The organism is Streptomyces sp. NBC_00236 (assembly GCF_036195045.1).
Lineage (GTDB): Bacteria > Actinomycetota > Actinomycetes > Streptomycetales > Streptomycetaceae > Streptomyces.
Map to the genome: position 1 here is coordinate 5,023,614 of NZ_CP108100.1, position 25,388 is coordinate 5,049,001.

Consider the following 25,388-nt stretch of genomic DNA (forward strand, 5'->3'; position numbering starts at 1 on the left):
CCGCGACCTCCGCGCGGCCCCGGCGCGTCAGTTCCCCGCGATGTCCTTCACGGCGACCGACACCGGGACATTGCCCGAGATCAGTTCCAGCGTCAGGCCCGCCGTCGCCGGGGTGTCCAGCAGCTCCGCGAGCGCCGCCGCCACGTCGTCGCGCGGCACCGGGCCGCGCCCGGTCGACGCGGCGAGCAGGACCTGGCCGGTGCCCGCGTCGTTGGTCAGCATCCCGGGGCGCAGGATCGTCCAGTCGAGGGCCTTCTGCGCGCGCACGTACGCGTCCGCCGCCCCCTTGGCCCGCAGGTAGACATCGAACACCTCGTCGCCCGGATGGTCCGGGTCGGCGCCCATGGACGACACCACGACGTAACGCCGCACCCCGGCCCGCTGCGCCGCGTCCGCGAAGAGCACCGCGGCTCCCCGGTCCACCGTGTCCTTGCGGTCCGTGCCGCTGTTCGGGCCCGCTCCGGCCGCGAAGACCGCCGCGTCGGCGCCGCGCAGCACCTCGGCGGCCTCCTCCACGGTGGCCGACTCGAGGTCCAGGACCACGGGTTCGGCTCCTGCGGCCCGGAGGTCCTCGCTCTGCTGCGGGTTGCGGATGATGCCCGCCGCCTCGTCCCCGCGCGCAGCGAGCAGCCGCTCCAGCCGCAGCGCGATCTGACCATGTCCACCTGCGATGACAATGCGCATGAAGTCGACGGTACGCCGCGGAGCGCCGCCGCGCTCAAGGCCCGCCGCCCGTCCCGGAATCCGGCCTTCCCTGGCGTGGCAGTCCGAACGAGCCGTCCGTCCCGGAGTCGCAGTACTCGCGCACCGCGCTGGTCCGGGCGACCACCCGGCCGCGGTGCACCACGATGCGGCTGTACGCCAGCGAGAGCACCCCGGCCAGCTGCTCCCCGCGCACGGCGAGCAACTCCGCGGGGAAGCCCGCCTCGACCCGGACCTCGGGCAGCCCCATGGCACGCCGGGCCTCCGTGGAGACGGCCTCGTAGGCGTGCTCGGGCCGCAGTCCGCTCTGGGACGCCAGCAGGAAGGCGGCCTCCAGCGGGTCGCCGCGCCCCACCGGGTTGGCGAGGTCGCGCAACGCCCCGCTGCCCGCCGCGACCCGCACACCGGCCGCCCGCAGCAGCCGTACGGGAGCGGTGCCCCGCCGCTCGGCCCCGCAGCAGGCGCCCTGGGGAAGGCAGACGACCGTCACACCGGCCGCGGCGAGCTGGTCGGCGGCGCGGGCGGCGGCCTCCTCGGGAAGCCGGGAGAGGCCGGCGCACGGGCCGATGGAGACCCCTTGCCGCATTCCGCCCGCCATCGCCGCGAACCGGGCCAGCCGGGCCGGATCGTCACTGTCCGTGTGCAGGTCGACGGGGCAGCCGTGCTCGGCCGCGACCTCCAGGACGGCCTCCGTGTACCCGGCCGGGTCGGGATCCAGATCGGGGCAGCCGCCGACCGCGCCGGCCCCCATCTTCAGCGCGTCGCGCAGCATCGCCAGGTTGCCTGCGCCCGCGACGCCGGTGAGCAGCCGGGGGACGGCGACCGCGGTCAGATCGGCGAGCCCGCGCAGCGAGCGACGGGCCTGCAGGACGGCTTCGAGGGCGCCCAGGCCCTGTACGTCGCCGATCCGCACGTGCGAGCGCAGGGCGGTCGCGCCGTGGCCGAGTTGCAGCAACGCGGCCTCGGTGGCGCGCCGCTGGACGTCGTCGGGGTGCTGCGAGGCGGGCCCGGGGGTACCGGGTCCGGCGCCGTCGGCGGTGAGCGCGGTGTCGCTGTGGGCGTGCGGTTCGGCGGGGGCGGGGAGCAGCAGGTGGCCGCGCAGGTCCAGGCGGGCGCCGGGCGCGACGAGGCTCCCGGCGGTGCCGACGGCCTCGATGCGGCCGCTGCCGAGCCGTACGTCCACGAGACGGCCGTCGGTGAGACGGGCGCCGCAGAGGGTCAGCGCGGAGCTCGCCGGGATGCCGGTGGCGTCGGCCGTGTGGTCGTCCGGCTGCCGCGGCTGACTGTCGGGCATCACGGCTCCTGGGAGGGGGTCAGGATCACTCAGAGTGAGACGAGCCTAGGGGTGTGCCCGGCCCGGTTCGAGGAGGAGCGAAATAGTCGTACCGGCGCGGTCCCGTGGGGCGTGAGAGGCCGGGGCTCACGTGAGGGACAGGGGTGGAGGAGTTGCTGATCAAGGGCCTGGAGCGGGGCCTGCCGAGGCCGTGGAGCGGCGCTGATCAAGGGCTCGGGACGGGGCTTCGAAACGGATTTGGGCGATCGGCGGCCGACCGTGTAATGTCTTCATCGCTCGCCCCAATAGCTCAGTCGGTAGAGCGTCTCCATGGTAAGGAGAAGGTCTGCGGTTCGATTCCGCATTGGGGCTCTGGTGATCGGGAAACCCCGCTTCGGCGGGGGGACTCAGTCATCAAAGCGGTGTAGCTCAGTCGGTAGAGCAAGCGGCTCATAATCGCTGTGTCACCGGTTCAAGTCCGGTCACCGCTACTAACAGTAGCCGATTGTGGGGTCGGTCCTCCGATCGGCTACTCTTTTTTTTGCGTTCATCCGTCCATCGTCCGTCCAAGGAGCACTCACGTGGCTGCCACCGACGTCCGCCCGAAGATCACGCTGGCCTGCGTGGAGTGCAAGGAGCGGAACTACATCACCAAGAAGAACCGGCGTAACAACCCGGACCGTCTTGAGATGAAGAAGCATTGCCCGCGCTGCAACTCGCACACTGCGCACCGCGAAACGCGCTGAATCAGGCTCGTACACGAGGCCGTCCCCATTGGGGGCGGCCTCGTGTCGTTTGTACTGGGCTGTACCTGTAGCTGTGGCTGTAGCTGTGCTGCGGCCCCTTCATCTTTCATCAGGAGGTTGCGAGCTCATGGCGCTCGACCAGTCCTTCGTGGGGCGGACCTATCCGCCCACCCCGGCGTACGAGGTCGGCCGGGAGAAGATCCGAGAGTTCGCCGAGGCGGTGGGCGACGCCAATCCGGCGTACGTCGACCCCGAAGCGGCCAGGGCGCTCGGTCACAGCGATGTCATCGCGCCGCCGACGTTCGTGTTCTCGATCACCTTCAAGGCCGCCGGTCAGGTCGTTCAGGACCCGCTGCTGGGCCTGGACTACAGCCGCGTCGTGCACGGTGACCAGAAGTTCGTCTATGTGCGTCCGGTGCGGGCGGGGGACCGGCTGACGGTCACCTCGACGATCGAGGCGATCAAGTCCCTGGCGGGCAACGACATCGTGGACATCCGTGGCGAGGTCCACGACGAGTCCGGTGAGCATGTCGTGACGGCGTGGACGAAGCTGGTGGCGCGCGCCGCCGAGGAGGCGTGATGACGGCGAAGGTGAGTTACGACTCGGTCGAGGTCGGTACGGAGCTGCCGCCGCAGTCCTTCCCGGTCACCCGCGCGACGCTCGTGCAGTACGCGGGCGCCTCGGGCGACTTCAACCCGATCCACTGGAACGAGAAGTTCGCGCGCGAGGTCGGGCTGGAGGACGTGATCGCCCACGGCATGTTCACCATGGCCGAGGCGATCCGCGTGGTCACGGACTGGGCCGGTGACCCGGGTGCGGTCGTCGAGTACGGGGTGCGGTTCACCCGGCAGGTCGTCGTCCCCAATGACGACAAGGGCGCGCTGATCGAGGTCAGCGCCAAGGTGGGCGCGCTGCTGGACGACAAGCGGGTGCGGGTCGACCTGACGGCGACGAGCGGTGACAAGAAGGTGCTGGGCATGTCCCGCGCCGTGGTGCAGCTCGGCTGACACCGTCGCGAGGTACTGACGTAAGGGGCGCGGTCCATGGGGCCGTGCCCCTTACGCATGGGGTCGTCACCCTGGGGCCCGCCCGTCACGCAGGGGGCGCGGCCCAGGGGCCGAGGTGCCCGGTCCCCGGAGCACGGACCGTACTCTTGTCCCCGTGCAGGAACTCCACGACGCGCCCCTCGCCCCCCTGACCACCTTCCGGCTCGGCGGCCCCGCCACCCGCCTCCTCACCGCGACGACCGACGCCGAAGTGGTCGAGGCCGTTCGCGAGGCAGACGACAGTGGCACCCCGCTCCTGGTCATCGGCGGCGGCAGCAACCTGGTCATCGGTGACAAGGGCTTCGAAGGCACCGCCCTGCGCATCGCGACCAAGGGCTTCGTGCTGGACGGTCCCACGCTCGAGCTGGCCGCCGGGGAGGTCTGGACGGACGCCGTCGCCCGCAGTGTGGAGGCCGGACTGGCGGGGCTCGAATGCCTGGCCGGCATCCCCGGTTCGGCGGGGGCCACCCCGATCCAGAACGTCGGGGCGTACGGGCAGGAGGTGTCGTCCACCATCACGGAAGTCGTCGCCTACGACCGGCGCACCCGGGAGACGGTGACGATCCCGAACTCCGAGTGCGCCTTCGCGTACCGGCACAGTCGCTTCAAGGCCGAACCTGACCGGTTCGTGGTGCTGCGTGTCCGCTTCGGGCTGGAAGAGGCGGGCGGCCTCTCCGCGCCCCTCAAGTACCCCGAGACGGCACGTGCCATGGGTGTGCAGGAGGGGGAGCGCGTTCCCGCCGCGGCCGCCCGTGAAACCGTGCTCCGGCTCCGCGCCGGCAAGGGCATGGTGCTCGACCCCGAGGACCACGACACCTGGTCGGCCGGGTCCTTCTTCACCAACCCGATCCTGGATCCGGCGCAGTTCGAGGCCTTCCTCGCCCGGGTGGCGCAGCACCTCGGACCGGACGTCACGCCCCCCGCCTTCCCCGCGGGCGAGGGACGCACCAAGACCTCGGCGGCCTGGCTCATCGACCGGGCCGGCTTCACCAAGGGATACGGCTCCGGGCCCGCCCGCATCTCCACCAAGCACACCCTGGCCCTCACGAACCGCGGCGCGGCGAGCACCGAGGATCTGCTGGCCCTGGCGCGCGAGGTCGTCGCCGGTGTCCACGACGTCTTCGGCGTCACGCTCGTCAACGAACCGGTGACCGTCGGCGTGAGCCTGTAGGCGCGGGGCCTCAGTACGCCACGCCCACCCCCTGCTTCACCGACGCCGGGTCGTCGGTCAGCGCCAGCATCGCGTGCGCCACGTCCGCCCGGGAGATGGACCGGCCGCTGCGCGGGTTGCTGCCGATGACCGTCCGGTAGTGGCCCGTCAGCGGTCCATTGGTGAGCTTCGGGGGACGGACCGACGTCCAGTCCGTCGCGGAGGCCGCCAGCGCGGCCTCCATGGCGGTGAGGTCCGCGTAGACCTCCTTCAGGATCGCGCCGATCGCCGCGAGCATCATGCGGTCGAGCAGCGGGTCGTCCGCGGGCTTCGGGGCGACCGGGGCCGCGCTCACCACGAGCAGCCGCCGGGTCCCCTCCGCCTCCATGGCCGTCAGCACGCTGCGGGTCAGCCGCTCCGCGATCCCGTCGGCCTTCCGGCCCCGGGCGCCGAGACCGGAGAGCACCGCGTCGCGGCCCGCGACCGCTTCGCGCAGCGCCTCCGGGTCGTCGATACGGGCCGCGGTGTGGACCGTGAGGCCGGAGAGCGGCACCGGCAGCCGCGCGGGATCGCGGACCACCGCCGTCACCTCGTGCCCCGCCGCCACCGCCTGGCGGACGATCTCCTGCCCGATACCGCCTGTCGCGCCGAACACCGTGAGCTTCATGGCACACCCTCCTAGGGTGGGTAAGTGTTCACTCACCTCTAGAGTGAGTGGGTACTCACCCACTCGTCAAGCTTCGTTGGAGAGCACATGGAGCAGAAGCCGGCCCGCGCCCGCATCATCGACGCCGCCCACCGGCTGATGCTCACCATCGGCCTGGCCCGGGCCACCACCAAGGAGATCGCCCGTGCCGCCGACTGCTCCGAGGCGGCGCTCTACAAGCACTTCCGCAGCAAGGAAGAGCTGTTCGTGGTGGTGCTGAAGGAGCGTCTGCCCAAGGTCGACGGGGTCCTGAAGCGGCTCATCGCCGACCCGGGGGAGGGGGAGCGGACGGTGGAGCGGAATCTCACGGAGATCGCGCGCGAGGCCGCCCTCTTCTACGAACAGAGCTTCCCGATCGCCGCGTCCCTGTACGCCGAGCCGAGGCTCAAGGAGCGCCACAACGCGGCCATGCGCGAGCTCGGAACCGGCCCCCACATCCCCATCCGCGGACTCGACGCGTATCTGCGCGCCGAACAGGCGGCGGGCCGGGTGCGGGCCGACGCCGACACGTACGCGGCCGCCTCCCTGCTCATGGGGGCCTGCGCCCAGCGGGCCTTCGCCTACGACGCGACGGAGACCGGGGAGCCGCCGCAGCCGCTCGACGTCTTCGCCGCCTCGGTCGCCCGGATGCTGCTGAGCGGGCTCACGGGATAGCTCCAGATACCGGGAGCGTCAGCCCGCCGGCTTGGCCAGCCAGGCGTCGACGCCCGCCAGGAGCTCCGTACGGACCGCTTCGGGCGCCGCCGAACCCCGTACCGACTGGCGTGCCAGCTCGGCCAGCTCCTCGTCGGTGAACGCGTGATGGCGGCGTACGAGGTCGTACTGCGCGGCCAGGCGGGACCCGAAGAGCAGCGGGTCGTCCGCCCCCAGCGCCATCGGTACACCGGCCTCGAACAGAGTGCGCAGGGGTACGTCTGACGGCTTCTCGTAGACGCCGAGCGCCACGTTCGACGCCGGGCACACCTCGCAGGTCACCCCGCGCTCTGCCAGCCTGCGCAGCAGCCGCGGGTCCTCGGCGGCCCGTACGCCGTGCCCGACCCGTGCCGCGTCGAGGTCGTCCAGGCAGTCGCGGACGCTGGAGGGGCCCGACAGTTCACCGCCGTGCGGCGCCGCCAGCAGGCCGCCCTCCCTGGCGATGGCGAAGGCCCGGTCGAAGTCGCGGGCCATGCCGCGCCGCTCGTCGTTGGAGAGCCCGAACCCGACGACGCCCCGGTCCGCATACCGCACCGCGAGCCGCGCCAGCGTCCTGGCGTCCAGCGGGTGCTTCATCCGGTTCGCGGCGATCACCACCCGGATCGGCAGCCCGGTGTCGAGCGAGGCGCTGTCCACCGCGTCGAGGATGATCTCGATCGCGGGGATGAGCCCGCCGAGCAGGGGTGCGTACGAGGTGGGGTCGACCTGGATCTCCAGCCAGCCGGAGCCGTCCGCCACGTCCTCCTGGGCGGCCTCGCGCACCAGCCGCTGGATGTCCTCGGGGGTCCGCAGGCAGGACCGGGCGATGTCGTAGAGCCGCTGGAAACGGAACCAGCCGCGCTCGTCCGTCGCCCGCAGGCTCGGGGGTTCGCCGCCGGTCAGCGCGTCGGGCAGCCGCACGCCGTACTTGTCGGCGAGTTCGAGCAGCGTCGTGGGCCGCATCGACCCGGTGAAATGCAAGTGCAGATGGGCCTTGGGCAATAGCCGTACGTCACGCTCCATTCAGGGATCTTGCCGCACGGAGGGGGTGTCGCGGTAGCCGGTTTCCCCATCGAGTTGCCCCTCGAACGGATGCGCGAACAAGAAAGCGACCCCCGGCCGGAGCCGAGGGTCGCCATCCAGGATCCCGGAGGTACTACGCCTTCGCCTCGCCCAGCAGCTTCTGGAGCCGCGAGACGCCCTCGACCAGGTCGTCGTCACCCAGCGCGTAGGAAAGACGCAGGTAGCCCGGGGTGCCGAAGGCCTCGCCCGGAACGACCGCGACCTCGGCCTCGTCCAGGATCAGCGCCGCCAGCTCCACCGACGTGGCCGGGCGCTTGCCGCGGATCTCCTTGCCGAGCAGCTCCTTCACCGACGGGTACGCGTAGAACGCGCCCTCGGGCTCGGGGCACAGGACGCCGTCGATCTCGTTGAGCATCCGCACGATGGTCTGCCGGCGCCGGTCGAAGGCGGTGCGCATCTCGGCGACCGCGTCCAGGTTCCCGGAGACGGCGGCCAGCGCGGCGATCTGGGCCACGTTGGAGACGTTGGACGTGGCGTGCGACTGCAGGTTCGTCGCCGCCTTCACCACGTCCTTGGGGCCGACGATCCAGCCCACGCGCCAGCCGGTCATCGCGTACGTCTTGGCGACACCGTTGACCACGATGCACTTGTCACGCAGCTCGGGCACGATCGCCGGCAGCGAGGTGAACTTCGCGTCGCCGTAGACGAGGTGCTCGTAGATCTCGTCGGTCAGCACCCACAGACCGTGCTCGACGGCCCACTTGCCGATCGCCTCGGCCTCCGCCTCGCTGTAGACCGCACCGGTCGGGTTCGACGGGGAGACGAACAGGACGACCTTCGTACGCTCCGTGCGCGCCGCCTCCAACTGCTCCACCGAGACCCGGTACCCGGTGGTCTCGTCGGCGACGACCTCCACCGGTACGCCGCCGGCGAGCCGGATCGACTCGGGGTAGGTGGTCCAGTACGGCGCCGGGACGATGACCTCGTCGCCCGGGTCGAGGATCGCGGCGAAGGCCTCGTAGATGGCCTGCTTGCCGCCGTTGGTCACCAGGATCTGGGAGGCGTCGACCTCGTATCCGGAGTCGCGCAGCGTCTTCTCGGCGATGGCGGCCTTGAGCTCGGGGAGCCCGCCCGCCGGGGTGTAGCGGTGGTACTTCGGGTTGCGGCAGGCCTCGACCGCGGCGTCGACGATGTAGCCGGGGGTCGGGAAGTCGGGCTCGCCCGCGCCGAAGCCGATCACCGGACGGCCGGCGGCCTTGAGGGCCTTGGCCTTGGCGTCGACGGCGAGGGTGGCGGACTCGGAGATGGCACCGATGCGGGCGGAGACCCGGCGCTCGGAGGGAGAAGTAGCAGCGCTCATGCCCCCCATGCTCGCAGACCGTATTCCCCGTCGGCACAGGGGTTTCAGGGACCGGACAGCAGGCGGACACCATGTGGACCGACGACCGGACAGCATCGGACAGGAACGGTCGGGAGCTATCTGTTCGACGCCGGGCCGCTGAGCACGTACACTCACCTGTCGTTGGCCTTCACCAGCCGCACCGTTCCTGCACCCGAGGCATTCGGGGACATGCGGTAGGTTGGTGGAAACCACAAAGGGTCGTAGCTCAATTGGTAGAGCACTGGTCTCCAAAACCAGCGGTTGGGGGTTCAAGTCCCTCCGGCCCTGCTACACACTCCTTCGCCAGGATGTGTGCGCATGTACGTACTTCAATGCACTGCCGTGCGGCTTCACCGGGCGCGGCACGGCCATGACCCGGAATCAGGTGAGAAGCGTGACGGACGCCGTGGGCTCCATCGACATGCCTGATGCCGAGGATGAAGTCCCCGAGTCGAAGAAGAAGACCCGGAAGGGCGGCAAGCGCGGCAAGAAGGGCCCTCTGGGCCGTCTCGCGCTCTTCTACCGCCAGATCGTCGCCGAGCTCCGCAAGGTTGTCTGGCCGACTCGCAACCAGCTGACGACATACACCTCCGTGGTGATTGTGTTCGTAGTCGTCATGATTGGTCTTGTTACCGTGATTGACTTCGGTTTCCAGCGGGTCATCAAGTACGTCTTCGGCTGATCCCGCGGAGGGCGCCTCATGAGGGCGCCCCTTTCGCATGTTCCACCCATTTGTATCCAGGAAGAAGCAGCCACCGTGTCTGACCCGAACCTGAACGACGCCGTCGAGCCGACGGCGGGCGCCTTCGAGTCCGCCGAGGACGAGCTCGACATCGTCGAGGCGGCGGACGCTGTGGAGCCGGACCAGGCTGAAGCTGCCGACGCCGCCGCGGGCGAGCCCGCCGAGCAGGCCGCCGTGCACACCGAGGACGCCGCCGAAGCCGACGACGAGGCCCCCGAGGCCGAAGCCGGTGACGACGAGGACGAGAGCCCCGAGGCCGAGGAAGCCGCCGACGAGGAAGAGGCCGAGCCGGCCGAGCCCGTCGACGCCGTCACCGCCCTGCGCGAGGAGCTCCGCACCCTCCCGGGCGAGTGGTACGTCATTCACACGTACGCCGGTTACGAGAAGCGTGTGAAGGCCAACCTGGAGCAGCGCGCCGTCTCGCTGAACGTGGAGGAGTTCGTCTATCAGGCCGAGGTGCCTGAGGAGGAAATCGTCCAGATCAAGAACGGCGAGCGCAAGAACGTCCGGCAGAACAAGCTCCCGGGTTACGTCCTGGTGCGCATGGACCTGACGAACGAGTCCTGGGGCGTCGTCCGCAACACGCCCGGCGTCACCGGCTTCGTGGGCAACGCCTACGACCCGTACCCGCTGACCCTGGACGAGATCGTCAAGATGCTCGCCCCGGAGGCCGAGGAGAAGGCGGCCCGCGAGGCCGCCGAGGCCGAGGGCAAGCCTGCTCCGTCCCGCAAGGTCGAGGTCCAGGTGCTGGACTTCGAGGTGGGCGACTCGGTCACCGTCACCGACGGCCCCTTCGCGACTCTGCAGGCGACGATCAACGAGATCAACGCCGACTCCAAGAAGGTCAAGGGTCTCGTGGAGATCTTCGGCCGGGAGACTCCGGTCGAGCTCAGCTTCGACCAGATCCAGAAGAACTAGCGGTTATTCGCCAGCTTCTGGACACATGCCTACCGAGCAGGTCAGACCGGCTGTCACAGCAGGTCTGACCTGCTCGGTTTTTGGTCGCGCAGCTATACCCGTTATCGTTGTGCGGTATGCCTGCATCCGGATGACCGGATGACGGCGAAAACTCTCACTAGGACCCGGAGAGAGCACATGCCTCCCAAGAAGAAGAAGATCACGGGGCTTATCAAGCTCCAGATCAACGCCGGTGCGGCCAACCCGGCCCCGCCGGTCGGCCCCGCACTGGGCCAGCACGGCGTCAACATCATGGAGTTCTGCAAGGCCTACAACGCCGCGACCGAGTCGCAGCGTGGCATGGTCGTGCCGGTGGAGATCACGGTCTACGAGGACCGCTCCTTCACCTTCATCACCAAGACTCCGCCGGCTGCCAAGCTGATCCTCAAGGCCGCGGGTGTGGACAAGGGCTCCGGCGAGCCGCACAAGACCAAGGTTGCCAAGCTGACGGCCGCCCAGGTCCGCGAGATCGCCACGACGAAGCTTCCCGACCTGAACGCCAATGACCTCGACGCCGCGTCGAAGATCATTGCCGGCACCGCCCGTTCCATGGGCATCACGGTCGAAGGCTGATTCAGCCCCACCCCCCAGTGGTAGGACCAAGCGCCGGTCCGCACCACGACTCCACATTCTGAAACCACAGGAGTAGAAGTGAAGCGCAGCAAGAACCTCCGCGCTGCGGACGCCAAGATCGACCGGGCGCGTAACTACGCCCCGCTCGAGGCCGTCCGTATCGCCAAGGACACCGCCTCCACGAAGTTCGACAGCACCGTCGAGGTCGCGTTTGCTCTGGGTGTTGACCCGCGCAAGGCCGACCAGATGGTCCGTGGCACCGTGAACCTCCCGCACGGCACCGGCAAGACCGCCCGGGTCCTGGTCTTCGCGACCGGTGACCGTGCTGCGGCCGCGGAAGCCGCGGGCGCCGACATCGTCGGCGCCGACGAGCTCATCGACGAGGTGGCGAAGGGCCGTCTGGACTTCGACGCCGTCGTCGCGACCCCGGACCTCATGGGCAAGGTCGGCCGCCTCGGCCGCGTGCTCGGTCCGCGTGGTCTGATGCCGAACCCGAAGACCGGCACCGTCACCCCGGACGTCGTGAAGGCTGTCAACGACATCAAGGGCGGCAAGATCGAGTTCCGCGTCGACAAGCACTCGAACCTGCACTTCATCATCGGCAAGACCTCGTTCGACGAGACCAAGCTGGTGGAGAACTACGCAGCGGCGCTGGACGAGATCCTCCGTCTGAAGCCGTCCGCCGCCAAGGGCCGCTACATCAAGAAGGCCACGCTGGCCACCACGATGGGCCCCGGCATCCCGCTGGACGCCAACCGCACCCGTAACCTCCTCGTCGAGGAGGACCCGGCCGCCGTCTGAGCCACCGCGCTCGTACGACCGCCGTGTCACGTGTGACATTGACGGGCCCCGCAACCTTTCGAGGTGCGGGGCCCGTCCTCGTATGTACGTACCAGTGGCTGTCGGTGCCGTGCGTTAGCGTGCGGAGCACAGAGAGCCGAACGAGGGGTGGAAGCGGACATGAGGACCAGTACCGTACGGCGCGTTGGCCTGGCCGTGGCTGTGGCGGCGGCGCTGACGTCGGTCGGGGCCTGTGGCGGATCGGACGACGGCTCCACGAGCAAGGCCAAGGGCAAGGACGGAAGCAGCGGCAGCGGCGTGGTGAAGACCGACGCGATCGCCGCGCTGCTCGACGTGCAGAAGAAGACCGGCGCGGCCAGCTCGGCGAAGGTCGAGGGCACCATGACGGTTGGCAGCGCCGTGTCCATGAAGCAGTCCGGGGCGCTCGACTGGAGCGACGGCGTCAGCGGCAGCATGGAGATCACGTACACCGGCGGCGCCATGGCCGACACCATGAAGAAGGCCGGCGGCAACGGCACGATGCAGGCCCGCTACTTCAAGGACGGCTACGCGGCGGACATGGGCGAGGTCATGGCCCGGCAGACCGGTGGCAAGCGCTGGATCAGCTACTCCTACGAGGACCTCGCCGAGCTCGGGGGCGCCTCCGGGGCGGCGATGAAGGACCAGATGCAGAACAGCACTCCCGACCAGGGACTGAAGTCGCTGCTGGCCTCCGGCGATGTGAAGGAGGTCGGCAAGGAGCAGGTCCGTGGTGTCGACACCACGCACTACTCCGGCACGGTCGACGTCGCCGATCTGACCGCCAAGACGTCGAAGCTGGACGCCGATCAGCTGACCGCTCTCAAGAAGCAGCTCAACGACGCCGGGATCACCACGGAGAAGATCGACATCTGGGTCGACGAGAACGACCTGCTGGTGAAGAAGAGCGAGCGCGGGCAGATGAAGACCGGCGAGCTCAACACCACCATGTTCTACAGCGACTACGGGACCAAGGTCTCGGTCGAGCGGCCGCCGGCCGGCGAGACCATCGGGTTCAAGGAGCTGCTCCAGCAGCAGCAGGGTGCGACCGCGGGAGCGTCCTAAACCTTCCGGACCACCCGAACCGGGACGGATTTGCCCGGCGCGACCCCTGTCGCGTACTCTTCTGCAGAAGCCAAAGACCGCTGGTCGTTGCTGAAATCCGCAAGGGTGACGGCAACCGAAGGATCCGTTGAATGCGGACGACCTGCGCAGGTGACTGTGGAAAAGCTCCCGTACTTTGTTCGGTCGAGCTTCGCCCTGGCGCCTGCGCCGGGGCGTTTCGTCTTTTCCGGGCCCTTTTGAGCGGTCCTCATCACCCGGAAGGAGGCCACGCTCATGGCAAGGCCCGACAAGGCTGCAGCGGTAGCCGAGCTCGCGGACCAGTTCCGCAGCTCGAACGCCGCCGTGCTGACCGAGTACCGGGGCCTCACCGTGGCACAGCTCAAGCAGCTGCGCCGTTCGCTCGGTGAGAACGCCCAGTACGCCGTGGTGAAGAACACGCTGACCAAGATCGCGGCCAACGAGGCCGGGATCGACACGCTGGACGACCTGTTCGCAGGTCCGACGGCGGTTGCCTTCGTCACCGGTGACCCGGTGGAGTCGGCGAAGGGTCTTCGTGACTTCGCCAAGGACAACCCCAACCTCATCATCAAGGGCGGTGTCCTTGACGGTAAGGCGCTGTCCGCCGATGAGATCAAGAAGCTCGCGGACCTCGAGTCCCGCGAGGTTCTGCTCGCCAAGCTGGCCGGCGCCATGAAGGGCAAGCAGACTCAGGCTGCGCAGCTCTTCCAGGCTCTGCCGTCGAAGTTCGTCCGCACCGCGGAAGCTCTTCGTGCCAAGCGGGAAGAGCAGGGCGGTGCCGGTACTCCGGCTCCCGCCGAGGCCGCCGAGTAATTTCGCTCAGCGGTCCAGCGGGCTCCACGTACGCCCGCCGACATATACATCCGGCACCTGCCGAATAGTGGAAGGACGCCATCATGGCGAAGCTCAGCCAGGAAGACCTGCTCGCTCAGTTCGAGGAGCTCACCCTCATCGAGCTCTCCGAGTTCGTTAAGGCCTTCGAGGAGAAGTTCGACGTCACCGCCGCCGCGGCCGTCGCCGTCGCCGGTCCCGCCGCCGCTGCCCCGGCCGAGGCCGCTGCCGAGCAGGACGAGTTCGACGTCATCCTCACCGCCGCCGGTGACAAGAAGATCCAGGTCATCAAGGTCGTGCGTGAGCTGACCTCCCTCGGCCTGAAGGAGGCCAAGGACCTCGTCGACGGCGCCCCGAAGCCCGTCGTCGAGAAGGTCGCCAAGGAGGCCGCCGAGAAGGCTGCCGAGTCCCTCAAGGCCGCCGGCGCCTCCGTCGAGGTCAAGTGACCCAGCGAGTCTTCTGACTCCTCTGGACCCCCGTGCCGCGAGGCGTGGGCGTCACTTCGCGAAAGGCGATCACCCGTATGGGTGGTCGCCTTTCGGCGTACCCGCGATGGGTGCCTTGCTCTTCGCGCGGTGACGAGTATGGTGATCTTCGCCGTGCGCCTCTCGTGAGGGGCACGGGTGGCGCCGACAGGCGGCGGGACGCGGGTCTCGGGGCCCGTACCGGCTGGGGGGCCTTGACGAACCGCACGAGGCGCGCAATTCTCAAGGCGCGTCGTCACATCGATCCGAATCCGAGGCATGGATCGATGGCGAACAGGGCAGTAAAGAAGAGCGCACCCCGCGCAGGGCTAGACATAGGTGTTGAGAACAGCTGTTGAGAGCAACGTGGGTCTCTGAGAACCCCGACTGGACATCAGTGTGCCGCTTGGCTACACTGACCCTTTGCGCTGCCTGTTAGCTGCCTCCTGCCCGTCACCAGGGGCATACCCATCTTGTGCACCGTGGACCGTTCATCCCTCACCTGGGATATCTGTCCACCTGTCCAGTTTGGGACCGGTACGCGCGTAGTGAGTCCGAGCCCTCGGAAGGACCCCCTCTTGGCCGCCTCGCGCAACGCCTCGACCGCGAATACGAACAACGGTGCCAGCACCGCCCCGCTGCGCATCTCTTTTGCAAAGATCAAGGAGCCCCTCGAGGTTCCGAACCTCCTCGCGCTGCAGACCGAGAGCTTTGACTGGCTCCTCGGTAATGCCGCCTGGAAGGCTCGCGTCGAGGCTGCTCTGGACAGTGGACAAGACGTCCCCACCAAGTCCGGCCTGGAGGAGATCTTCGAGGAGATCTCACCGATCGAGGACTTCTCCGGGTCGATGTCGCTTACGTTCCGCGACCACCGCTTCGAGCCCCCCAAGAACTCGATCGACGAGTGCAAGGAGCGCGACTTCACGTTCGCCGCCCCGCTCTTCGTCACGGCCGAGTTCACCAACAACGAGACCGGCGAGATCAAGTCCCAGACGGTCTTCATGGGCGATTTCCCGCTCATGACCAACAAGGGCACCTTCGTCATCAACGGCACCGAGCGTGTCGTCGTGTCGCAGCTGGTCCGCTCGCCGGGTGTCTACTTCGACTCCTCGATCGACAAGACGTCCGACAAGGACATCTTCTCCGCCAAGATCATCCCCTCCCGGGGTGCCTGGCTGGAGATGGAGATCGACAAGCGCGACATGGTCGGTGTCCGCATCGACCGCAAGCGCAAGCAGTCCGTCACCGTCCTCCTGAAGGCTCTCGGCTGGACCACCGAGCAGATCCTCGAGGAGTTCGGCGAGTACGAGTCCATGCGCGCCACCCTGGAGAAGGACCACACCCAGGGCCAGGACGACGCGCTGCTCGACATCTACCGCAAGCTGCGTCCGGGCGAGCCGCCGACGCGCGAGGCTGCTCAGACGCTGCTCGAGAACCTCTACTTCAACCCGAAGCGCTACGACCTCGCGAAGGTCGGCCGCTACAAGGTGAACAAGAAGCTCGGCGCGGACGAGCCGCTCGACGCCGGTGTCCTCACCAGCGACGACATCATCGCGACCATCAAGTACCTGGTGAAGCTGCACGCCGGGGAGACCGAGACGACCGGCGAGTCCGGCCGGGAGATCGTCGTCGAGACCGACGACATCGACCACTTCGGCAACCGTCGTCTGCGCAACGTCGGCGAGCTCATCCAGAACCAGGTCCGTACGGGTCTGGCCCGGATGGAGCGCGTCGTGCGTGAGCGCATGACGACTCAGGACGTCGAGGCCATCACGCCGCAGACCCTGATCAACATCCGGCCGGTCGTCGCCTCCATCAAGGAGTTCTTCGGCACCAGCCAGCTGTCGCAGTTCATGGACCAGAACAACCCGCTGTCGGGTCTCACCCACAAGCGCCGCCTGTCGGCTCTTGGCCCGGGTGGTCTGTCCCGTGAGCGGGCCGGCTTCGAGGTCCGTGACGTGCACCCGTCCCACTACGGACGCATGTGCCCGATCGAGACCCCTGAAGGCCCGAACATCGGTCTGATCGGTTCGCTCGCCTCGTACGGCCGCGTCAACGCGTTCGGCTTCATCGAGACGCCGTACCGCAAGGTCGTCGACGGCCAGGTCACCGACGAGGTCGACTACGTCACGGCCGACGAGGAAGACCGTTACGTCATCGCCCAGGCGAACGCGACGCTCTCCGACGAGCTGCGCTTCACCGAGCCCCGCGTCCTGGTCCGCCGTCGTGGCGGAGAGGTCGACTACGTGCCCGGCACCGAAGTCGACTACATGGACGTCTCGCCGCGCCAGATGGTGTCCGTCGCCACCGCGATGATCCCGTTCCTGGAGCACGACGACGCCAACCGTGCCCTCATGGGCGCGAACATGATGCGCCAGGCGGTGCCGCTCATCAAGTCGGAGGCCCCGCTCGTGGGCACCGGCATGGAGTACCGCTGCGCCACCGACGCCGGTGACGTACTGAAGGCCGAGAAGGACGGTGTGGTCCAGGAGGTCTCCGCGGACTACATCACCGTGACCAACGACGACGGCACGTACACCACGTACCGGATCGCGAAGTTCATGCGCTCCAACCAGGGCACCTCGGTCAACCAGAAGGTCGTCGTCTCCGAAGGCGACCGGGTTGTCGCCGAGCAGGTACTCGCCGACGGTCCGGCCACCGAGAACGGTGAGATGGCCCTCGGTAAGAACCTGCTCGTGGCGTTCATGCCGTGGGAGGGTCACAACTACGAGGACGCGATCATCCTGTCGCAGCGCCTCGTGCAGGACGACGTCCTCTCCTCGATCCACATCGAGGAGCACGAGGTCGACGCCCGTGACACCAAGCTCGGTCCGGAGGAGATCACCCGGGACATCCCGAACGTCTCCGAAGAGGTCCTCGCGGACCTCGACGAGCGCGGCATCATCCGCATCGGTGCCGAGGTCACGGCCGGTGACATCCTCGTCGGCAAGGTCACGCCCAAGGGCGAGACCGAGCTGACCCCCGAGGAGCGCCTGCTCCGCGCGATCTTCGGTGAGAAGGCGCGCGAAGTGCGCGACACCTCGCTGAAGGTGCCGCACGGCGAGATCGGCAAGATCATCGGTGTCCGCGTCTTCGACCGCGAAGAGGGCGACGAGCTGCCGCCGGGCGTGAACCAGCTGGTCCGCGTCTACGTCGCGCAGAAGCGCAAGATCACCGATGGTGACAAGCTCGCCGGCCGTCACGGCAACAAGGGCGTCATCTCGAAGATCCTCCCGATCGAGGACATGCCGTTCCTGGAGGACGGCACCCCGGTCGACATCATCCTCAACCCGCTGGGTGTCCCGTCCCGAATGAACCCGGGACAGGTCCTGGAGATCCACCTCGGCTGGCTCGCCAGCCGCGGCTGGGACGTCTCCGGCCTCGGTGACGAGTGGGCCAAGCGCCTGCAGCTCATCGGCGCCGACCAGGTCGCGCCCGGCACCAACGTCGCCACGCCCGTCTTCGACGGTGCGCGCGAGGACGAGATCACCGGCCTCTTCCAGGCCACGATCCCGAACCGCGACGGCGACCGGCTGGTCCAGCCCTCGGGCAAGGCCAACCTGTTCGACGGCCGCTCCGGCGAGCCGTTCCCGGAGCCGGTCTCGGTCGGCTACATGTACATCCTCAAGCTCCACCACCTCGTCGACGACAAGCTGCACGCTCGTTCGACGGGTCCGTACTCCATGATCACCCAGCAGCCGCTGGGTGGTAAGGCTCAGTTCGGTGGACAGCGCTTCGGTGAAATGGAGGTGTGGGCCCTTGAAGCTTATGGCGCCGCTTACGCCCTCCAGGAGCTGCTGACGATCAAGTCCGACGACGTGACCGGCCGCGTGAAGGTCTACGAGGCCATCGTCAAGGGCGAGAACATCCCCGAGCCCGGCATTCCCGAGTCCTTCAAGGTGCTCATCAAGGAAATGCAGTCGCTCTGCCTCAACGTGGAGGTGCTGTCCTCGGACGGCATGTCCATCGAGATGCGCGACACGGACGAGGACGTCTTCCGCGCGGCGGAGGAGCTCGGTATCGACCTGTCCCGGCGCGAGCCGAGCAGCGTCGAAGAGGTCTGACGGGTTGGCCGGCCGGATCCCAGTGATCCGGCCGGCTCTCCCCGGACCCGTTCAGACCATTGCTGAAGTGCCCCGATTTCTCGCTCAGGCGAGGGGGCTCGAACCCCCGAAAGAGGGATTGACGACAAGTGCTCGACGTCAACTTCTTCGACGAGCTGCGGATCGGCCTTGCCACCGCGGACGACATCCGGACCTGGTCCCACGGCGAAGTGAAGAAGCCGGAGACCATCAACTACCGCACGCTCAAGCCCGAAAAGGACGGACTCTTCTGCGAGAAGATCTTCGGTCCGACCCGGGACTGGGAGTGCTACTGCGGCAAGTACAAGCGTGTCCGCTTCAAGGGCATCATCTGTGAGCGCTGTGGCGTCGAGGTCACTCGCGCCAAGGTGCGCCGTGAGCGCATGGGCCACATCGAGCTTGCCGCTCCCGTCACCCACATCTGGTACTTCAAGGGCGTCCCGTCGCGCCTGGGCTACCTGCTGGACCTCGCGCCGAAGGACCTCGAGAAGGTCATCTACTTCGCCGCGTACATGATCACGTTCGTCGACGAGGAGCGCCGCACCCGCGACCTCCCGTCGCTGGAGGCTCACGTCTCCGTCGAGCGCCAGCAGGTCGAGAACCGTCGCGACTCGGACCTCGAGAACCGCGCCAAGAAGCTCGAGACCGACCTCGGCGAGCTCGAGGCCGAGGGCGCCAAGGCCGACGTGCGCCGCAAGGTGCGCGAAGGTGCCGAGCGTGAGATGAAGCAGCTGCGCGACCGTGCGCAGCGCGAGATCGACCGTCTCGACGAGGTGTGGAGCCGCTTCAAGAACCTCAAGGTCCAGGACCTCGAGGGCGACGAGCTGCTCTACCGCGAGCTGCGTGACCGCTTCGGCACGTACTTCGACGGCTGCATGGGTGCTGCTGCCCTGCAGAAGCGCCTGGAGTCGTTCGACCTCGACGAGGAGGCCGAGCGCCTCCGCGAGATCATCCGTACCGGCAAGGGCCAGAAGAAGACCCGCGCGCTCAAGCGCCTCAAGGTCGTCTCCGCGTTCCTGCAGACCAGCAACAAGCCCAAGGGCATGGTGCTCGACTGCGTGCCGGTCATCCCGCCGGACCTGCGTCCGATGGTGCAGCTGGACGGTGGCCGCTTCGCGACCTCCGACCTGAACGACCTGTACCGCCGTGTGATCAACCGCAACAACCGCCTCAAGCGTCTCCTTGACCTCGGTGCCCCCGAGATCATCGTGAACAACGAGAAGCGGATGCTGCAGGAGGCCGTCGACGCGCTGTTCGACAACGGCCGCCGCGGTCGCCCGGTCACCGGTCCCGGTAACCGCCCGCTCAAGTCCCTCAGCGACATGCTGAAGGGCAAGCAGGGTCGATTCCGTCAGAACCTTCTCGGTAAGCGTGTGGACTACTCCGCGCGTTCCGTGATCGTCGTCGGCCCGCAGCTGAAGCTGCACCAGTGCGGTCTGCCCAAGGCCATGGCGCTGGAGCTCTTCAAGCCGTTCGTGATGAAGCGCCTGGTGGACCTGAACCACGCGCAGAACATCAAGTCGGCCAAGCGCATGGTCGAGCGCGGCCGCACGGTCGTGTACGACGTCCTGGAAGAGGTCATCGCCGAGCACCCGGTTCTCCTGAACCGTGCGCCGACGCTGCACCGTCTCGGCATCCAGGCCTTCGAGCCGCAGCTGGTCGAGGGCAAGGCCATCCAGATCCACCCGCTCGTCTGCACCGCGTTCAACGCGGACTTCGACGGTGACCAGATGGCCGTGCACCTGCCGCTCTCCGCGGAGGCGCAGGCCGAGGCCCGCATCCTGATGCTGTCCTCGAACAACATCCTGAAGCCGGCCGACGGCCGTCCCGTCACCATGCCTACGCAGGACATGGTGCTGGGTCTGTTCTTCCTGACCACCGACGGCGAGCTCCGTGACACCAAGGGCGAGGGCCGCGCGTTCGGCTCCACGGCCGAGGCGATCATGGCGTTCGACGCCGGCGAGCTGGCGCTCCAGTCGTCCGTCGACATCCGCTTCCCGGTGGGCACCATCCCGCCGCGTGGCTGGGTGCCGCCGGTCGCCGAGGAGGGCGAGCCCGAGTACCAGCCGGGTGACACCTTCCGGCTGCGGACGAGCCTGGGCCGCGCGCTCTTCAACGAGCTGCTGCCCGAGGACTACCCGTTCGTCGACTACTCGGTCGGCAAGAAGCAGCTCTCCGAGATCGTCAACGACCTCGCCGAGCGCTACCCCAAGGTCATCGTGGCGGCGACGCTCGACAACCTGAAGGCGGCGGGCTTCCACTGGGCGACGCGCTCCGGCGTGACCGTCTCCGTTGCCGACATCGTCGTGCCCGAGGCCAAGAAGGCCATCGTCAAGGGCTACGAGGACCAGGACGAGAAGGTCCAGAAGCAGTACGAGCGCGGTCTGATCACCAAGGACGAGCGCACGCAGGAGCTCATCGCGATCTGGACCAAGGCGACCAACGAGGTTGCCGAGGCGATGAACGCGAACTTCCCCAAGACGAACCCCATCTTCATGATGGTTGACTCGGGTGCCCGAGGAAACATGATGCAGATGCGTCAGATCGCCGGTATGCGTGGTCTGGTGTCCAACGCCAAGAACGAGACGATTCCCCGTCCCATCAAGGCGTCCTTCCGTGAGGGCCTCACCGTTCTGGAGTACTTCATCTCCACGCACGGTGCCCGTAAGGGTCTGGCGGACACCGCCCTGCGTACCGCCGACTCGGGTTACCTGACCCGTCGTCTGGTGGACGTCTCGCAGGACGTGATCATTCGCGAGGAGGACTGCGGCACCGACCGCGGCCTCAAGCTGAAGATCGCGGTCAAGGGTGCCGACGGCGTGCTCCGCAAGACGGACGACGTCGAGACCTCGGTGTACGCCCGCATGCTCGCCGAGGACGTCGTCGTCGACGGCAAGGTCATCGCGCCTGCCAACGTCGACCTCGGTGACGTCCTGATCGACGCCCTGGTGGGCGCCGGCGTCGAGGAGGTCAAGACCCGCTCGGTCCTGACCTGTGAGTCCGCGGTCGGCACCTGTGCCTTCTGCTACGGACGCTCGCTCGCCACCGGCAAGCTGGTCGACATCGGTGAGGCGGTCGGCATCATCGCCGCCCAGTCCATCGGTGAGCCCGGTACCCAGCTGACGATGCGTACCTTCCACACCGGTGGTGTGGCCGGTGACGACATCACCCAGGGTCTGCCCCGAGTCGTCGAGCTCTTCGAAGCCCGTACGCCGAAGGGTGTCGCCCCGATCTCGGAGTCCGCGGGCCGGGTCCGGATCGAGGAGACCGAGAAGACCAAGAAGCTCGTGGTCACGCCGGACGACGGCAGCGAGGAGATTCCTTTCCCGATCTCCAAGCGCGCCCGTCTGCTGGTGGGCGAGGGCGACCACGTCGAGGTGGGCCAGAAGCTCACCGTGGGTGCCACCAACCCGCACGACGTGCTGCGGATCCTCGGTCAGCGCGCGGTCCAGGTCCACCTGGTCGGCGAAGTCCAGAAGGTCTACAACTCGCAGGGTGTGTCGATCCACGACAAGCACATCGAGATCATCATCCGGCAGATGCTCCGCCGCGTGACGATCATCGAGTCCGGCGACGCGGAACTGCTGCCGGGCGAGCTCGTCGAGCGCTCGAAGTTCGAGACCGAGAACCGTCGTGTGGTCCAGGAGAGCGGTCACCCCGCCTCCGGCCGACCGCAGCTGATGGGTATCACCAAGGCCTCGCTGGCGACGGAGTCGTGGCTGTCCGCGGCTTCCTTCCAGGAGACGACCAGGGTCCTGACGGACGCGGCGATCAACGCCAAGTCCGACTCCCTGATCGGCCTCAAGGAGAACGTCATCATCGGTAAGCTCATCCCGGCCGGTACGGGTCTGTCCCGCTACCGCAACATCCGGGTCGAGCCGACCGAGGAGGCCAAGGCCGCGATGTACTCGGCCGTCGGCTACGACGACATCGACTACTCGCCGTTCGGCACGGGCTCCGGCCAGGCCGTTCCGCTGGAGGACTACGACTACGGTCCGTACAACCAGTAGCAGTGAGTGAGAGGGCGCCCATCCCGTCTTGTACGGGGTGGGCGCCCTTCTGCGTGCCCGGACGCGGCACGGGTCAGTGCATGGTTCCCCACAGGGCGACGGCGAGGCCGGCGGTCGCGGTGAGGACGCCGATGCTCGCCAGTGGCCAGCGGGTGCGTTCCAGCGCGTCGAGCCGGGACTCGTGGTCCGCCAGTTGTTTGTCGGTCTGGTCGCTGCGCTGGACCAGCAGCGCCAGCTGGCCGTCGGCCCGGGCGAACCCGGCCTCCAACGTGCCGCGCAGGCGTTCCAGCTCCAGGGCGACGGCGACCGGGTTGTTCGGATCAGTCTCGGTCACGGGCGGCTCCTGTGGTCTCGTCCCCCGGCGGCTGCCCCGTACGCAGCCATGCGGGGAGCAGCGCCTGCACCCCCGGTACGGCCATCACCCGGGTCAGCGCCCCCGCGACGGCCAGGGCCCCGGCGACCCGGGGCAGGGTCGCCGGGACGCCGGACGCGTCGACAAGTGCGGGCAGGAGCACGGCAAGGGCAAGGGCGGTCTGGACCAGGGTGCGGAGGGTGCGGCGGGCGGCATCGGACATGTGCGCGGACCTCTCATTTCGTGTGCGGGACCTTGAGGGCGTTCCAGGAGGTGCGGCCCGGCACCCCGTCGGCGTCGCTGCCCCGGAAGCCGAGCTTGCGCTGCCAGGCGGCGTAGGAGCGGCGGTCGGCGTCGGTCCAGCGGGGGCCCGGGCCGACGGCGTACGACGAGCAGCCCTCGGCGGCGAGCCTCCGGCCCATGGCGGTGATCACGGGGGAGCTGGTGCGGCCGGAGAAGAACGAGGCGCCCGGGAACGGCTGGTAGCGGGGGGTGGCCGTTCCTCCGGCGGGCCGTGACGCGGACGCGCCGCCGGCCGGGGCGCTCAGCCGGGCCGAGACGCGGTCCCGGAGCGAGGGCATGGTGAATCCGCGCGGGTCGACCTTCCAGTCGGACCATTCCAGGTGGCCGATGACGCTGCGGGCGGTCCAGCCGTGGGCCCGGCAGATGGCGGCCGAGACGCGTTCGATCGCCTCGAGCTGGGCGGCCGGCCACGGGTCCTCGCCGTCACCGAGGTTGACGCACTCGAAACCGTAGAAGCGCGCGTTGCCGTCGACGGAACCGGCGCTTCCCTCGTGTTCGTGCGGGGCGGGCGGCCGGTCGCCGTAGTCCTCGGCGATGACCCGCTGGAGCACGGCCGGGTCGCCGCCGCCCGCGTGGTTGGCGCGGCCGTTGCCGACCAGGTGGACGGTGCCGGCCTTGTCGATGACGCCGTGGCACAGGGGGCCCGGCAGTGCGGAGTGGCCGTTGTAGCAGAGCTCGACGGAGGCGTCGGTGCCGCTGCTGACGGTGTGGTGGATCATCACGCCGTTCAGCGGGCCCCAGGCGCCCTTGTGGTTGCGGTTGTGGGTGCGCCAGTCCTCGTACTCGACGACATCGACGCCTTCGGCGTGCAACGCGGCGAGCAGTTGGTCGGCGGTCAGGGGAGTGGCCATGGTCGTGTGGTCCCTTCGTTCGGGGGCGTACGTGAGGGGCGGGCGTACGTGCGTAGGTGAAAGGGGCCCCGCACCACCCGGTGCGGGGCCCCTTTCACGAGGGCGGGGTCAGGAGAGCGCCGCCCAGATGGAGTTGGAGTCGGCCACCACCTTGTCGGTGGTGAAGGAGGTGGGCAGCGAGGTCTGGCCGGTGGTGCTCAGCCGGCCGTGACGGATGAACTTCCCGGGCATCCGGGCGCTGCCGCCGGGGGCCTCGCCCACGCTGGCCGCCCGCAGGAAGGCCGGGCCGCTGTTGCTGGGGCTGGGGCCGTTGACGACGAGGCCGACCCAGTAGTTGCCCACCCCCGCGCTGTACGGGACCGTCAGCGGGCAGACGACGGTCGTGCCCTCGGTCTTCGTGATCAGCGTGGTGAGGTTGGCGGTCACCCCGACCCGGGTGCCGGTGCCGGTGTAGAGGCCCGCGAACGAGGACGTGCTCATCGTGCCGCCGACGTAACCCGGGATGTAGAACACCACGTTCTGCACGGTCGTCGGCGCGTGCAGCGGGATGCCGATGAGGTACACCCAGCCGTTGATGCAGTACTGCGGGGTGGTCGCGGAACTCGCCGCCGGGTCGAACGCCCAGCCGCGGAAGCCCATGGACGAGGGGGTCCAGGTGCCGGCCGCCGACACCGCGTCCACGTAGCCGCGCCGGGTCAGGTGGTCGGCGGTGGTCGGGGCGGCCGTCGTGGAGGGCGGGGTGACGAACGTCTTGGCGCCCGTGATCTGCTGGGCGCCCGCCAGCAGGACCCCCTCGCCCACCGGAACCGCGTCCACGTCCGACGCGGCGAGGGAGACGGCGCCGGTGAGGCCGTTGACGGAGGTGACGGGGGCGCCGCCGAGTGCCAGGTAGCGGGCATCGCCCGCCGCCTGGGTCAGCGCGCTCAGGTCGCTCGCGGTCAGCACGACCTCACCGGTCTGCCCGTTGACGGAGGCGACGGCGCCGCCGCCCGCCGGGAGCTGCGCGGTCGGGACCAGCCCATCGGTGCCCAGGGTGGCCACGCCACCGGGCGCCCCGGCCGAGGCCGCGGCGAGGGCCGATACGTCCGCCGCGCCCAGCACGATGTCCGCCTCGGTGCGGCCGTTGACGGAGTGCACCGCGCCCGCCGGCCCGGCCGGGCCCTGGGGGCCGAGCTCCCCGGCGGGTCCCGGCGGGCCCGGCACGGCCACGTACTGCGGGGTGCCCGGATCGGCCGGGGCGATGTCGGCGAGGTCCACGGCGGGGACGGCGGCCGCCAGAGCGATCTGGTAGACGCGGCCGCCGCGGGCCAGGCCGGCGAGCTTCTCGGTGACGGTGTACGTCCACGCGAGGGGGTTCCAGCCCGGGGCGTCGGTGGCGGGCAGGACGACGCTGAACCTGCCCTCCGAGTCGAGCGTGACGCGGGTCGGACCGCCCAGGAAGAGGTCCTCCTCGGCGTGGGTGAGGAGCGCCGGGGGCCGGAATTCGACGGTGCCGCTCATCGGGCGGCCGTCGGGGGTCATGTAGCGGGCGGTGACGGTGACGGTGGGGATGTTTACAGGCAGCACTCGGGTGCCCTCCTCGGTGGTTGGTGGGGTGGCCGTCCGACGCGTCGGGGGCCGG

23 protein-coding genes and 3 tRNA genes are annotated in these 25,388 nt (G+C 68.8%); 17 read left to right on the top strand and 9 right to left on the bottom strand.

The features are described from left to right. Positions 1–27 precede the first annotated feature (27 nt). The gene (locus OG446_RS22640) at positions 28–684 is read right to left on the bottom strand and encodes an SDR family oxidoreductase (protein ID WP_328895764.1); all 657 of its coding nucleotides are present in this window, start codon (positions 682–684) and stop codon (positions 28–30) included. Positions 685–718: 34 nt separating this feature from the next. After that, the gene (locus tag OG446_RS22645; RefSeq protein WP_328895765.1) at positions 719–1,996 is read right to left on the bottom strand and encodes an amidohydrolase family protein; all 1,278 of its coding nucleotides are present in this window, start codon (positions 1,994–1,996) and stop codon (positions 719–721) included. 278 nt (positions 1,997–2,274) lie between these two features. Here OG446_RS22645 and OG446_RS22650 point away from each other — a divergent pair. From OG446_RS22650 to OG446_RS22675, 6 genes are all read left to right on the top strand, one after another. Further along, positions 2,275–2,347: transfer RNA gene (locus OG446_RS22650), tRNA-Thr, on the top strand. 46 nt (positions 2,348–2,393) lie between these two features. Further along, a tRNA-Met gene (locus OG446_RS22655) sits at positions 2,394–2,466 on the top strand. Positions 2,467–2,556: 90 nt separating this feature from the next. After that, the gene (rpmG, locus tag OG446_RS22660) at positions 2,557–2,721 is read left to right on the top strand and encodes a 50S ribosomal protein L33 (RefSeq protein ID WP_003956487.1); all 165 of its coding nucleotides are present in this window, start codon (positions 2,557–2,559) and stop codon (positions 2,719–2,721) included. 127 nt (positions 2,722–2,848) lie between these two features. Beyond that, positions 2,849–3,301 (top strand): MaoC family dehydratase N-terminal domain-containing protein, encoded by a 453-nt coding sequence (locus OG446_RS22665; protein WP_328895766.1) that lies wholly within the window; start codon positions 2,849–2,851, stop codon positions 3,299–3,301. Beyond that, positions 3,301–3,729 carry a MaoC family dehydratase gene (locus OG446_RS22670; protein ID WP_148020205.1) on the top strand — a complete coding sequence of 143 codons (429 nt, stop codon included), beginning with the start codon at positions 3,301–3,303 and terminating at the stop codon, positions 3,727–3,729. Before OG446_RS22665 ends, OG446_RS22670 begins: the two co-directional genes overlap by 1 nt. 154 nt (positions 3,730–3,883) lie before the next feature. Continuing rightward, positions 3,884–4,939: a UDP-N-acetylmuramate dehydrogenase gene (locus OG446_RS22675; protein ID WP_328895767.1), complete on the top strand. Its 1,056-nt coding sequence runs from the start codon at positions 3,884–3,886 to the stop codon at positions 4,937–4,939. A 10-nt stretch (positions 4,940–4,949) separates the two neighbouring features. Here OG446_RS22675 and OG446_RS22680 read toward each other — a convergent pair whose 3' ends face one another. Then, entirely contained in the window at positions 4,950–5,585 is a 636-nt protein-coding gene (locus OG446_RS22680) for an NAD(P)-dependent oxidoreductase (protein WP_328895768.1), read from the bottom strand. An 87-nt stretch (positions 5,586–5,672) separates the two neighbouring features. On the opposite strand from OG446_RS22680, the gene OG446_RS22685 reads away from it, so the two are divergent. After that, positions 5,673–6,278 carry a TetR/AcrR family transcriptional regulator gene (locus OG446_RS22685; RefSeq protein ID WP_328895769.1) on the top strand — a complete coding sequence of 202 codons (606 nt, stop codon included), beginning with the start codon at positions 5,673–5,675 and terminating at the stop codon, positions 6,276–6,278. 18 nt (positions 6,279–6,296) lie between these two features. On the opposite strand, the gene OG446_RS22690 is transcribed toward OG446_RS22685, so the two are convergent. Then, on the bottom strand, positions 6,297–7,319 hold the full coding sequence (locus tag OG446_RS22690) for an adenosine deaminase (protein ID WP_328895770.1): 1,023 nt from the start codon (positions 7,317–7,319) through the stop codon (positions 6,297–6,299). A 133-nt stretch (positions 7,320–7,452) separates the two neighbouring features. Then, positions 7,453–8,679, bottom strand: a complete 1,227-nt coding sequence (locus OG446_RS22695) for a pyridoxal phosphate-dependent aminotransferase (RefSeq protein ID WP_328895771.1) — start codon at positions 8,677–8,679, stop codon at positions 7,453–7,455. Between the two features lie 236 nt (positions 8,680–8,915). On the opposite strand from OG446_RS22695, the gene OG446_RS22700 reads away from it, so the two are divergent. The 10 genes from OG446_RS22700 (at position 8,916) to OG446_RS22745 (ending at position 22,261) form a co-directional block, all read left to right on the top strand. Then, positions 8,916–8,988, top strand: a tRNA-Trp gene (locus OG446_RS22700). A gap of 106 nt (positions 8,989–9,094) precedes the next feature. After that, on the top strand, positions 9,095–9,382 hold the full coding sequence (gene secE, locus OG446_RS22705; protein WP_073732696.1) for a preprotein translocase subunit SecE: 288 nt from the start codon (positions 9,095–9,097) through the stop codon (positions 9,380–9,382). A 75-nt stretch (positions 9,383–9,457) separates the two neighbouring features. Beyond that, entirely contained in the window at positions 9,458–10,360 is a 903-nt protein-coding gene (gene nusG / locus OG446_RS22710) for a transcription termination/antitermination protein NusG (protein WP_328895772.1), read from the top strand. A 177-nt stretch (positions 10,361–10,537) separates the two neighbouring features. Beyond that, positions 10,538–10,972 (top strand): 50S ribosomal protein L11, encoded by a 435-nt coding sequence (gene rplK / locus OG446_RS22715; RefSeq protein ID WP_007445924.1) that lies wholly within the window; start codon positions 10,538–10,540, stop codon positions 10,970–10,972. Between the two features lie 78 nt (positions 10,973–11,050). Continuing rightward, complete coding sequence (gene rplA, locus OG446_RS22720; RefSeq protein ID WP_148020212.1) at positions 11,051–11,773, top strand: 50S ribosomal protein L1; 723 nt, start codon at positions 11,051–11,053, stop codon at positions 11,771–11,773. A gap of 159 nt (positions 11,774–11,932) precedes the next feature. Beyond that, positions 11,933–12,856 (top strand): LppX_LprAFG lipoprotein, encoded by a 924-nt coding sequence (locus OG446_RS22725; protein WP_328895773.1) that lies wholly within the window; start codon positions 11,933–11,935, stop codon positions 12,854–12,856. A gap of 273 nt (positions 12,857–13,129) precedes the next feature. Further along, complete coding sequence (gene rplJ / locus OG446_RS22730) at positions 13,130–13,687, top strand: 50S ribosomal protein L10 (protein WP_148020214.1); 558 nt, start codon at positions 13,130–13,132, stop codon at positions 13,685–13,687. Positions 13,688–13,770: 83 nt separating this feature from the next. Next, positions 13,771–14,151 carry a 50S ribosomal protein L7/L12 gene (gene rplL / locus OG446_RS22735; protein WP_328895774.1) on the top strand — a complete coding sequence of 127 codons (381 nt, stop codon included), beginning with the start codon at positions 13,771–13,773 and terminating at the stop codon, positions 14,149–14,151. Positions 14,152–14,747: 596 nt separating this feature from the next. Then, positions 14,748–18,233, top strand: a complete 3,486-nt coding sequence (rpoB, locus tag OG446_RS22740; RefSeq protein WP_219567760.1) for a DNA-directed RNA polymerase subunit beta — start codon at positions 14,748–14,750, stop codon at positions 18,231–18,233. Between the two features lie 128 nt (positions 18,234–18,361). Continuing rightward, a complete protein-coding gene (locus tag OG446_RS22745; RefSeq protein WP_148020217.1) occupies positions 18,362–22,261 on the top strand; it encodes a DNA-directed RNA polymerase subunit beta' in 3,900 nt (1,299 codons plus the stop codon). A gap of 73 nt (positions 22,262–22,334) precedes the next feature. Here OG446_RS22745 and OG446_RS22750 read toward each other — a convergent pair whose 3' ends face one another. From OG446_RS22750 to OG446_RS22765, 4 genes are all read right to left on the bottom strand, one after another. Then, positions 22,335–22,595, bottom strand: a complete 261-nt coding sequence (locus tag OG446_RS22750; protein WP_328895775.1) for a hypothetical protein — start codon at positions 22,593–22,595, stop codon at positions 22,335–22,337. Further along, entirely contained in the window at positions 22,582–22,836 is a 255-nt protein-coding gene (locus OG446_RS22755; protein WP_328895776.1) for a hypothetical protein, read from the bottom strand. Before OG446_RS22755 ends, OG446_RS22750 begins: the two co-directional genes overlap by 14 nt. A 13-nt stretch (positions 22,837–22,849) precedes the next feature. Continuing rightward, entirely contained in the window at positions 22,850–23,767 is a 918-nt protein-coding gene (locus OG446_RS22760; RefSeq protein ID WP_328895777.1) for a peptidoglycan-binding protein, read from the bottom strand. A gap of 108 nt (positions 23,768–23,875) precedes the next feature. After that, positions 23,876–25,333, bottom strand: a complete 1,458-nt coding sequence (locus tag OG446_RS22765) for a phage tail protein (RefSeq protein ID WP_328895778.1) — start codon at positions 25,331–25,333, stop codon at positions 23,876–23,878. Positions 25,334–25,388: the final 55 nt, after the last annotated feature.

What these genes read in the sequence shown, in the direction of transcription:
- OG446_RS22640 (WP_328895764.1), bottom strand. Translation starts at nt 684, where the DNA reads ATGCGCATTGTCATCGCAGGTGGACATGGTCAGATCGCGCTGCGGCTG.
- OG446_RS22645 (WP_328895765.1), bottom strand. Translation starts at nt 1,996, where the DNA reads ATGCCCGACAGTCAGCCGCGGCAGCCGGACGACCACACGGCCGACGCC.
- OG446_RS22665 (WP_328895766.1), top strand. Translation starts at nt 2,849, where the DNA reads ATGGCGCTCGACCAGTCCTTCGTGGGGCGGACCTATCCGCCCACCCCG.
- OG446_RS22670 (WP_148020205.1), top strand. Translation starts at nt 3,301, where the DNA reads ATGACGGCGAAGGTGAGTTACGACTCGGTCGAGGTCGGTACGGAGCTG.
- OG446_RS22680 (WP_328895768.1), bottom strand. Translation starts at nt 5,585, where the DNA reads ATGAAGCTCACGGTGTTCGGCGCGACAGGCGGTATCGGGCAGGAGATC.
- OG446_RS22685 (WP_328895769.1), top strand. Translation starts at nt 5,673, where the DNA reads ATGGAGCAGAAGCCGGCCCGCGCCCGCATCATCGACGCCGCCCACCGG.
- OG446_RS22690 (WP_328895770.1), bottom strand. Translation starts at nt 7,319, where the DNA reads ATGGAGCGTGACGTACGGCTATTGCCCAAGGCCCATCTGCACTTGCAT.
- OG446_RS22695 (WP_328895771.1), bottom strand. Translation starts at nt 8,679, where the DNA reads ATGAGCGCTGCTACTTCTCCCTCCGAGCGCCGGGTCTCCGCCCGCATC.
- rplK (WP_007445924.1), top strand. Translation starts at nt 10,538, where the DNA reads ATGCCTCCCAAGAAGAAGAAGATCACGGGGCTTATCAAGCTCCAGATC.
- OG446_RS22725 (WP_328895773.1), top strand. Translation starts at nt 11,933, where the DNA reads ATGAGGACCAGTACCGTACGGCGCGTTGGCCTGGCCGTGGCTGTGGCG.
- rplJ (WP_148020214.1), top strand. Translation starts at nt 13,130, where the DNA reads ATGGCAAGGCCCGACAAGGCTGCAGCGGTAGCCGAGCTCGCGGACCAG.
- rplL (WP_328895774.1), top strand. Translation starts at nt 13,771, where the DNA reads ATGGCGAAGCTCAGCCAGGAAGACCTGCTCGCTCAGTTCGAGGAGCTC.
- OG446_RS22755 (WP_328895776.1), bottom strand. Translation starts at nt 22,836, where the DNA reads ATGTCCGATGCCGCCCGCCGCACCCTCCGCACCCTGGTCCAGACCGCC.
- OG446_RS22760 (WP_328895777.1), bottom strand. Translation starts at nt 23,767, where the DNA reads ATGGCCACTCCCCTGACCGCCGACCAACTGCTCGCCGCGTTGCACGCC.